Source organism: Micromonospora sp. ATA51 (assembly GCF_016802855.1).
Taxonomy (GTDB): Bacteria; Actinomycetota; Actinomycetes; order Mycobacteriales; family Micromonosporaceae; genus Micromonospora; species Micromonospora sicca.
In genome coordinates this window covers 1-9512 of sequence record NZ_JAEVHJ010000271.1, presented here as the reverse complement: position 1 = coordinate 9512, position 9512 = coordinate 1, and the positions used below count along the sequence as shown (strand labels likewise).

5 protein-coding genes and 2 pseudogenes are annotated in these 9512 nt (G+C 70.8%); all 7 read right to left on the bottom strand.

The genetic code is table 11. The features are described 5' to 3' along the window. Positions 1–3: 3 nt before the first annotated feature. The 7 genes and pseudogenes from JNW87_RS29410 to JNW87_RS29380 all read right to left on the bottom strand — a co-directional run bounded on the left by JNW87_RS29410 (position 4) and on the right by JNW87_RS29380 (position 9049). A pseudogene (locus JNW87_RS29410) lies at positions 4–2315 on the bottom strand (DUF4127 family protein). A 76-nt stretch (positions 2316–2391) separates the two neighbouring features. Next, a complete protein-coding gene (locus JNW87_RS29405) occupies positions 2392–3300 on the bottom strand; it encodes an ROK family protein (protein WP_238454778.1) in 909 nt (302 codons plus the stop codon). After that, on the bottom strand, positions 3297–4139 hold the full coding sequence (locus tag JNW87_RS29400; RefSeq protein ID WP_238454777.1) for a carbohydrate ABC transporter permease: 843 nt from the start codon (positions 4137–4139) through the stop codon (positions 3297–3299). Before JNW87_RS29400 ends, JNW87_RS29405 begins: the two co-directional genes overlap by 4 nt. After that, positions 4129–5076 carry a carbohydrate ABC transporter permease gene (locus JNW87_RS29395; RefSeq protein WP_238454776.1) on the bottom strand — a complete coding sequence of 316 codons (948 nt, stop codon included), beginning with the start codon at positions 5074–5076 and terminating at the stop codon, positions 4129–4131. Before JNW87_RS29395 ends, JNW87_RS29400 begins: the two co-directional genes overlap by 11 nt. A 2-nt stretch (positions 5077–5078) precedes the next feature. Continuing rightward, the gene (locus JNW87_RS29390; RefSeq protein ID WP_238454775.1) at positions 5079–6365 is read right to left on the bottom strand and encodes a sugar ABC transporter substrate-binding protein; all 1287 of its coding nucleotides are present in this window, start codon (positions 6363–6365) and stop codon (positions 5079–5081) included. 25 nt (positions 6366–6390) lie between these two features. Beyond that, positions 6391–7985 (bottom strand): annotated as a pseudogene (locus JNW87_RS29385) (FAD-dependent oxidoreductase). A 38-nt stretch (positions 7986–8023) separates the two neighbouring features. Further along, complete coding sequence (locus tag JNW87_RS29380; RefSeq protein WP_238454774.1) at positions 8024–9049, bottom strand: LacI family DNA-binding transcriptional regulator; 1026 nt, start codon at positions 9047–9049, stop codon at positions 8024–8026. Positions 9050–9512: the final 463 nt, after the last annotated feature.

Here is a 9512-nt window from a genome sequence, read left to right as displayed (position 1 = left end):
CGGTCAGGACAGCTGCAGCCGGGGCTCCATGATCACCTCGAAGAGCCGGTCCCACGGCAGCTCGACCCGGGCCGACTCGAAGCGCGCCAGGGTCGCGGTGAAATTCTGTGCGCCCCGCCGGCCCAGCACGAAACGGTGTCCGGCGAAGTGGTCGGCGAAGTACCGCTCGGTCAGCGGCACCAGCCGGTCGCGTACCCAGCCGTCGAAGTAGGTCTTCTGCTCGGGGGTCAGCGCGAGTGGATCCCAGCCCCGGGCCCGCGCGAGCGCGTACGCCTCGACCTGCACCACGTTCTTCCACGAGTCGTCCTTGACGAACCGGTAGAGCAGGTACTCGGCGTGCGCCTGGCCAGGCCCGCGCAGCTCGGGCACGCCGTACCCGCTCCCGGAGGAGCGAAGGTGGGCCCAGCGGGCGGTGCCGTGCCCGAGCGCCAGACCGAGTGCGTTGCCCCCGGTGTTCCATCCCGAATACGACAGCAGCGCCGTGAGGTCCAGCCGGGCCTCCATCCGCGCGACCAGTTCGTGGTCCGCCTTGTTCACGATCAGCGGGTCCACCACGATCACCGGGGTGCCGGCGGCCAGCAGCCCGCCGATCCGCCCGACGAAGGCGTCCAGGTCCGCGGCCCGCTGCGCGGGCGCCGCCGAAGGAGTGTTCACGGCGAGCACGATGTCCGCGTCGCCGTCCACTACCCGTCCACCCACGGCGGTCACGTGCCGACGGATGTTCTCCGCGAACGGGATGCCCTCCAGCTGGGCGGTCCAGTCCTCGCCCGAGACACCGGCGTACTCCACCCGGTAGCTGGGCGCCGTGCCCGCGGCGACCACCCGCGCGACCAGCAGCGCGTCGACCTCGTCGGCGCCGGGGAAGATCTCCACCCGGTCGCCGACGCCGAGCCGGGCCACCAGCTCCTCCAGCTCGACCCGCTCCGCCCGGGCCAGGCCGACCGGCGCGGTGTCGTCCTCGGAGAGCACGAGGTGGGTGATGGTGCCGTCGGCGACCCACTCGACCATCAGCCGGTTGACCTGGTGGTTGCGGGCCCGCGCGGCGAGGTAGTCCTCGACCACCCGGTCCGGAATCTGCGCCCGGACGGCGTCGAGACGGGCCCGCAGCTCCTCGTGCCCGAGGTTGACCACCTGGTCGTAGAGCTTCGCCCAATCGACCAGCAGCGCCCGGTAGTTGTCCAGGTCGGTGCCCGTGCTGGTGATGGCGAGCCGCTGGATGGTGTCGTGCACCTCGATCACCGCCTCGGGCCGGGTCGAGCGCAGGTTCCGGATCGCGGCCAGGTTCTCCAGCGCGGCGGCCAGGGTCGGGGCGGCGGTGCGTGAGGCGATCAGACCGCCGTAGGCGAGCATGCTGACCGAGATGACGTACCCGTCGACGTCGTCGGTGGCGCTGAGCCAGCGGGCGATGGCGGCGCGTCGCCGGGGGTGAAGAAGCGGCCCAGCAGTTCCCGGGGCGGCAGGTGCACCTGGGCGCCGGCGCTTGCCGCGGTCATCTGAGGGCAGTAGGTGTTGACCGGCCGGTCGTCCAAGGGCACGAGTGCCACGGTTGGCTGCCGGTCGGCGGGTCCGGCGTACGCCGGTCGGCCGATCGTTGCGGCGGTCAGGCCGCCACGCCGGTGGCCAGGAGGGTACGTCTCTTCATCTGCTCTCCCTCTTCTCTGGGGCGCCGCCGCGCGGGGGGTGGCCGGTACGAGCCGGCGGGTGATCCACAGCGGTGAGGTGACGGCATTGCCCATCACCACCGCGTGCGCACCGGCCTCGAAGGCCCGGCCGATCTGCTCCTTGGTGCGGTACCGCCCTTCGGCGATCACCGGAACCGGTAGCAGTGCGACGAGTCGCGCCACGAGCCCGAGGTCGGGCCCGTCAGTCTGGGGGCTGGCCAGGGTGTAGCCGGACAGTGTGGTGGCGACCGCGTCTGCACCTGCCTCGACGGCGGCGACGCCCTCTGCCGTGGTGGAGACGTCGGCCAGGACCAGTGCGTCGGTCCGCTCGCGGATCGCCCGGACCGTGTCGGCGAAGCTCCGCCCGTCTGGACGGGGACGGTCGGTGGCGTCGACAGCGATGATGTCTGCCCCGGCCCGGGCCACCTCGATCGCGTGGGCCGCCGTCGGGGTGATGAAGATGTCATCCGTGCCGTGCTTGTACAACCCGATCACCGGCACGTCGAGCACGGCACGGATAGCCCTGATGTCGGCCGGTCCGTTGGCCCGGACCGCCACCGCGCCGCCCCGCACCACCGCGGCGGCCACCCGGCCCTGGACGTAGGGGTCCCGCATCGGGTCATCCGGCTCGTCGGGCAGCGGCTGGCAGGACACCACCAGCCCGCCGGTCAGGTCGTCGAGCACACTCACCTGCCTGGTCCCTTCGTCGGTGCCGGGACGGCTCGCACCGTCACTGTTCACTGTGTGTCATGACCAACCGGACCGCGCCCACCATGACCGCGTCGGCTCCGAGGGCGGCTGGCAGCAGCGGCACGTCGGCCCATCCGGCCGGCAGTTCGGCCGAGTAGGCGGCCGACGCGGCGGGCAGCAGGGCGCCGGCCGCACCACCCGCCACCAGGACGGCCTGCGGATCGAGCAGGGCCACCAACCCGGCCAGGGCGGCGCCGAGGACGGTGCCGGCCCGGTCCAGGACCTGCTGCGCGACGGCGTCCCCCGCCGCCGCGCGTTGCGCTACGGCCTGTCCGGTGACGCGCGCGCCGGTCTCCACGGCGTACGCGGCGGACAGCCCGCTGCCCGAGGCGATCGCCTCCAGATGCCCGTACCGGCCACACCCACAACGCAGGCGTTCGGCACTCGGCACCGGCAGGTGGCCCACCCCGCCGGCGCCGCCGCGAGCGCCGGCCTCGATGCGGCCGTTACGGATGATTGCCGCACCCAGGCCGGTGCCGATCGAGACAAGCAGCAGGTGTGTTCTGGCCCGCCCCGCGCCGGACCAGCATTCGCCCAGCGCGGCAGCGTTCACGTCGTTGGTGACCAGAACGGGGCGGGCGAGGCGCTCGGCCAGGGCGTGGGCGACCGGAGTGCCGGTCCAGCCGGGCAGGCTGTCGGTGGCATACCGGATGGTGCCGGTCGCCGGGTCGACCGTGCCGGCGGTGCCTACCCCGACCGGTCCGCTACCGGCCGCGTCCAGCAGGTCCGCGGCCAGCACCGCGGCGGCGTCCAGCACGGCCTCGGGCCCCGACCGGGCGGGCGTGGGCACCTGACGGCGCTCGAGCACGTCCCCGTCAGGGCCGATCAGGGCCGCCGCCGTCTTGGTGCCGCCGATGTCGAGGCCGATCAGGGGTGCCGATGCCGTCATCCTTTGAGACCGGTGTGCGCGAGGCCCTCGACGAACTGCTTCTGGGCGATGACGAAGACCACCAGGACCGGCAGCGCGGTCATCGACGCCGCAGCGAGTTGGACGTCCCACATCGGACCGCCGTAGGCGTCCACGAACTGGGTGAGCGCCTGAGGCAGGGTGAACTTCTCCGGGGAGGAGAGGAACACGATCGGCTCCAGGTAGAGATTCCAGCTGTGCAGGAAGGTGAAGATGGCCACCGCGCCCAGTGCGGGACGCGACAGCGGCAGCGCGATCCGCCAGAAGGTGGCGAAGCGGCCAAGCCCGTCGACCCGGGCCGCCTCCTCCAACTCGCCGGGAAGGCTGATGAAGAACTGCCGCATGATGAACGTCGCCAACACGCTCGGCGCGCCGAAGATCGGTACCAGGATCAGCGGCCAGTGGGTGTTGACCAGGCCGAGCTTGAAGAACATCTGGAACAGCGGCACGATCGTCACCTCGCTGGGGATGAGCAGGCCCCCGAGGACGACCAGGAACAACAGGTTCTGGCCGCGAAACCGGATGCGCGCGAAGGCGTACCCGGCCAGTGCCGACACGCCCAAGGTGCCGACCGTGACCACCAGCGCGATGTAGAGGCTGTTGAGGTACTGCCGGCCGAACGGCTGCAACTCGAACACCCGCTGGTACGCCTCCGGCCGAGGGTTGACCGGCAGCAGCTGGGGCGGAAAGGCGAAGATGTCCGCCACCGGCTTGAGCGACGAGGTGACCATCCACCAGGTCGGAAAGACGAACGGGACGGCCAGGACCAGCAGTACGCCGTAGAGCACCAGCTTGGTCCGGGGCGACAGGTCACGATTCATGGAAGACCCACCTCTTGCGCATCTGCCACTGCAGCAGGGTGAGCACGAGCACGATCGCGAACAGCACGATGGACAGGGTTGCTCCGTAGCCGAAGTGGTGGAACTGGAACGCCTGCTGGTAGAGGTAGTAGACGAGCACCGTGGTGGAGGTGCCCGGCCCACCCTGGGTGAGCACGGCGATCTGCGCGAAGACCTGCAACGAGCCGACCACCGTGATGATCGAGGTGAGCAGGATCGTCGGGCTGATCAGCGGCACGGTGATCCGCCAGAACTGGCGCATCCGGCTCGCCCCGTCCACCTCGGCGGCCTCGTACAGCTCCGCCGGTACGCCTTGGAGAGCGGCCAGAAACAGCACCATGTTCAGGCCGACGTTCTTGAACACCTGCACCACGATGACCGACACCATCGCGGTGCCCTCGCCACGCAGCCAGTTCGGCCCGTCCACGCCGATCGTGTCGAGCAGGCCGTTCAGTCCGCCGTTGTCCTGAAGCAGGAAGCCCCACACGATGGTCCAGGCGACCAGGGAGACGACCACGGGGGAGAAGAACAGGGTGCGGAAGACGATGGTGCCCCGCAGCTTCTGGTTGAGCAGGACGGCGAGCAGCAACGCCAGGCCGAGGTTGAACACCACCAGGCCGACGGAGAAGAGTCCGGTGGCCCGCAGCACCGGGCCGAGGTTGGGATCGTCGGCGAGGGCGGTGTAGTTGTCGGCGCCCACGAAGTCGAAGGTGTCGGCGAGCACGTTCCACTCATGCAGGCTGTACCAGACGACCAGGAGCAGCGGCAGGATCACGAAGACGACGCTGCCGAGCAGTTGCGGGGCGATGAACAGGTAGCCGGTGAGCTGGTCGCGGCGGCGGGTGGTCCAGTACGGCCGTGACCGGCCCGGGGTGGGCCGGGCCTCGACCCGACCCACCCTGGTGTCCGTCCGGGACATGGTTACTTCGCCAGCAGCGGCTGGATCTTGGCGCAGACGCCCTCCAGCACCGCCCTGACGTCCGCGTTCGGCTGCCACAGCGGGTCCAGTCCGGCGCGTACCTGCTGGCTCAGCTCGGCCTGCCCGGCGTGGCTGGGCTTGACCACGCCGCTGGTGATGCCGTCGATGACGACCTTCTGGAGCTGCTCCGGCTTGAGCTTCGGGTTGGTCTTGGCCAGCGTCTCGGCGGTCAGCAGCGACTGCCGGGGCGGCGGGAAGAACCGGGCCAGCTTCGCCGAGTTGGTGGGGTTGGTCAGGAAGGCGAGGAAGTCCGCGGCGGCCTTGGCGTGCGGGCTCTTCTTCAGCACTCCGATGCCGGCCTGGCCGATCACCGCGTAGTTCCCCTTCGGGCCGGCCGGCAGCGGGACCAGGTCCCAGCCGAAGCCACCGTCCTTCAGCAGCGAGGCGCGGGAGATCTGGGTGACCGTCATGGCGGCGTCACCGGCGAAGAAGTCGGCGGTGGTGCCCGGCCCGGGCAGCGCCTTGTCGGTGAAGATCGCCTTGTGCAGGGTGGTCATCGCGTCGACCATCTCCGGCGCGTTGAAGCCGCACGTCTTTCCGTCCTCGCTCCACGCGCGGGCGTCCCAGCCGGTCCAGAAGGTGGACAGGTTGTCCCAGCCCTTGTAGTCGAAGTCGCGGATCACCAGCCCCGCCTTGCCGGTCTTCGCCTGGCTCGCGGAGGCGGCGGCCAGCGCGGCGTCCCAGGTCCACTGACCCGCGGCGATCAGCTCGGCCGGGGTCTTCTGGCCGGCCTTCTTGAGCAGGTCGGTGTTGACGAAGATCCCGAACGGCGAGGTCGAGAACGGGTACGCGTACAGCTTGCCGTCGTTCTGCCAGAGCTTGCGGGTGGCCGGGGACAGGTCGTCGTAGCCGTACCCCTCGGTGGACTTCAGCGTGTCGTCCAGCGGCCGCAGCGCGCCGGAGGCGACGAAGTCGGGGGCCGAGTTCTCGAAGATCCAGGCCAGGTCGGGGGCGTTGCCGCCGGCGATCTGGGTGGTCAGCGTGGTGGTGTAGCTGTCGAACGGCAGCGGGTCGAAGGTGATCGTCCCGACGTCCGGGTGGCCCTTCTTGTATTCGTCGGCGATCTCGTTGAACAGCTTGAGGTGCGCTTCGTTGGCCGACCAGATGGTCATCCGCAGGTTCGCCGGACCGTCCGAGCCGGCCTTCTCGCCGCCACCGCAGCCGGCCAGCGCCAGCGCCGCGGCCAGTGCCACGGCCACGCCGCGCAGACCCTTTCCTCTTGTCACCATGTTCTCCTCTACCGGGGGTGGTGGTTCAGTAGCCCGCGATCCGGGGCCAGCGCGGTTCCACGCCGGCCGCGGTGACGCGGTCCGAGAAGTCGGCCAGCAGACGGGGGGTGTTGCGGACCGCGCGCGGAGACTCGCCCCGCGCCAGACAGAAGTCGGCGAGCAGGCCGGCGACCTCGCCTACGTTCCACTCGACCGGGTGCAGCCGGTAGCTGCCGTTCGTGATGTGCGTGGTGCCGATGTTCTTGCCGGCCGGAAGCAGGTTCTCCATCCGCTGCGGAATCAGCGCACCGAGCGGGATCTCGAACGGGCAGGAACCGACGTCGATGTAGTTGTCGCCGCCGGTCGACGGGTGCAGGTCGATCCGGTACATCCCGACGCCGACGGAGTCCGGGTAACTGACCGCGCCGTGCTCACCGCGTACGGCCAGGGACAGGTCCTGCTCGACCACGGTGTACTCGGCGCGGATCCGCCGCGCCTCGCGGATGTACGGGGCCTGGGCCAGGCCGTCGGCGCTGCCGGTCACGTCGCCGCGCAGCCGCAGCCCGGGGAAGCCGGCGCCACCATCCGGCCGGGGGGCCTCGGTCTGCAGCCAGTAGAGCACCGAGTACGACAGCTCGCGGGCCTTGGACAGGTGCCAGGCGGCGTTCGGCACGTCGATGACCGGGGCCTCGAAGTAGTCGATCATCGGCCAGTTGACCAGGGTGATGTCGCTGGCGTACGTGCCGTCGAGGAAGTTGCGCCGGGCGGCGATCCGCCGGAACGTCCACAGGTTGCCGTCACCGGGGTTGACCCGCTGGTCGGCGTTGACGGCCCACGGGTCGTCGTCCGGGTTGGGGGTGAAGCTGCGCTCGACGATCTCCAGCGTGCGCGGGTGCGGCGACTTCCAGGACAGCAGCCGGTCGCCCCAGAAGTCGGGCTTGTAGTCGCGCCAGAAGTCGTACCCGGCGGGCCGGTCGATGGTGTGGTCGCCGGCGACGTGGTCCAGGGCGAAGCAGACGGAGACCGCCTGCATGTTCATCGGCTGCGCCTCGGCGGGCGCGCTGGGCTCGCCGGTCTGCTCGCGCGACTCGAACCCGGTGACGTACTCGGTGCCGGACAGCGGCAGCAGCTCACCGGTCTCGGTGGCGTCCAGCGTGTACGGCGCGGTGATCTCGATCCGGTCGTCCCGGTCCCGGTGCGCCACGGTGACCCCGACCACCCGGTCCCCGTCGTCGCCACCGCGACCGGCCGGTACGGCTGGAGCACGGTCAGCCGGCCGGAGCCCCGGTACGGCGCCAGCATCTCCTCGATCACCGCCACCGCCACCCGCGGCTCGTGGCACAGCCGGCTCACCCAGCCGGCTCCCGGGTTGAGGTCCGTCCAGCCGCGGGAGCGTTCGGTCAGCGGGTAGTGCCGGCGGTAGTAGTCGCGGATCCCGGCGCGCAGGGCCCGGTAGCTGGCGGTGGCGCCGAACTGTTCGATCCAGGAGTGCTCGTCCGGCGGGACGGCCTGGCTGGTGAGCTGCCCGCCCAGCCAGTCGAACTCCTCGGTCAGGATCACCGACCGGCCCGCGCGGGCCGCGGCGAGAGCCGCCGCCACGCCGCCGAGCCCGCCGCCGACGACGAGGACGTCCGCACGCATAACTGCCACTTGCTTCCTTCCAGTTGCGCGGTCGCCGCTCAGCGGCGCTCGACCGCCCGATCAGGGGTGCCGAGGGTCTCGCCCTCGACGGGTTCGCAGGGGAGAAGTCGCTGCTGCAGGCCGCTGGAGCTGCCGTCGATCACACCGGCCAGCACCTCGACCGCCTGCCGGCCCATCTCCTCGCGCGGGATGTGGAAACCGGTGAAGGCGATCTCCGTGGGGACCGCCACGGTCGGGTCGCCGAGGGTCAGCAGGGACAGGCCGCCGGGCACGCTCAGCCCGCGCCTCCGGGTGGCCAGCTCCAGCGCCACCGCGGTGGCGTAGTCCTCGACGAAGGCGGCGGTGGTCCGGTCGGCGAGCAGGTCATCGAGGACCGCGTCGGCGTCGCGTCCGGCGGTGGAGAGCTGGACGGCGCTTTCCGCGGCCCGCGCCGACTCGGCGAAGCCACGCCGGCGGTCCTCGGAGGACTCGGCGGCCGATCCCATGCCCAGGTAGGCCAGCCGGCGGTGCCCGCGGGCGACGGCCGACTCGACGAGTTGACCCACGGCGCTCGCGTAGTCGGCGCCGACGTAGGGGACCGGTCCGCCCGCGTCGTCGCGGCGGCCGACGGCCACGTACGGGTAGCCGTCGCGGTTGAGCCGGAGCAGCTCCGCCGCGTCGATCTCGCGACCCAGCAGGATGCACCCGTCGGCCAGCCGGAGCCGGTTGTCCTGGTGGAAGATCCGCCGCCGACCGTCGACGACAGGGGCGCTGGTGAACAGCAGGAGGTCACAGCCGGCGCGCTCGGCGTACTCCTCGATGCCGACCAGGAACGGGTGGAAGAAGTCCCGGGTGCCGCTGGGGAAGGCAGGTTCGTAGGTGAAGACGCCGATGATCCGGTTGAACCCTGCGGCGAGCCGGCGGGCGACGGGATCGGCCGCGTAGCCGGTCTCCGCGATCACCCGCAGCACCCGGTCGCGGGTTTCCGGCGCGATCCGGACGTCGGCGTCGGCACGGTTGTTGAGCACCAGGGAGACGGTCGCCTGACTGACCCCGGCCAACCGCGCGATGTCACGCTGTGTCACACGTCTGGGGGTCGAGGTCACGGCGTGGCCCTTCCGGTCGGGCTAATGCGTATTAGCGAGCGGCGTTGGCAGGTAGCCTGGCCGCCCGACGATGTGGTGTCAAGAGCTGTCAGCGAAATTTCGGCGAGATGAACTCCCTGAACTAATGCGCATTAGCGGGCCGGGGGCGGTGAGCTGCGACATCGTTGTGCCGGTCGGTCGACCGCCGGCACCACGCCTCTTGACAGGACCGTCCAGTGGGTGGCTAGATACGAGAGGTATCGATGCTAATACGTATTAGCAGCGTCGATCGGTCGCCTCGCACCGACGGCGGGTGCACCGCACTTCCCCCGACAGTCACCCTACGTGGCTGCCCGTCCCGCACCGTCCACCGTGGAACGCCCCCACCATCGAACAGGACAGGAAGGCTGACATGACGAGAGCATCCGGTTCACCGCGCCGGCGGGCCGCCCTGGCCGCGGCC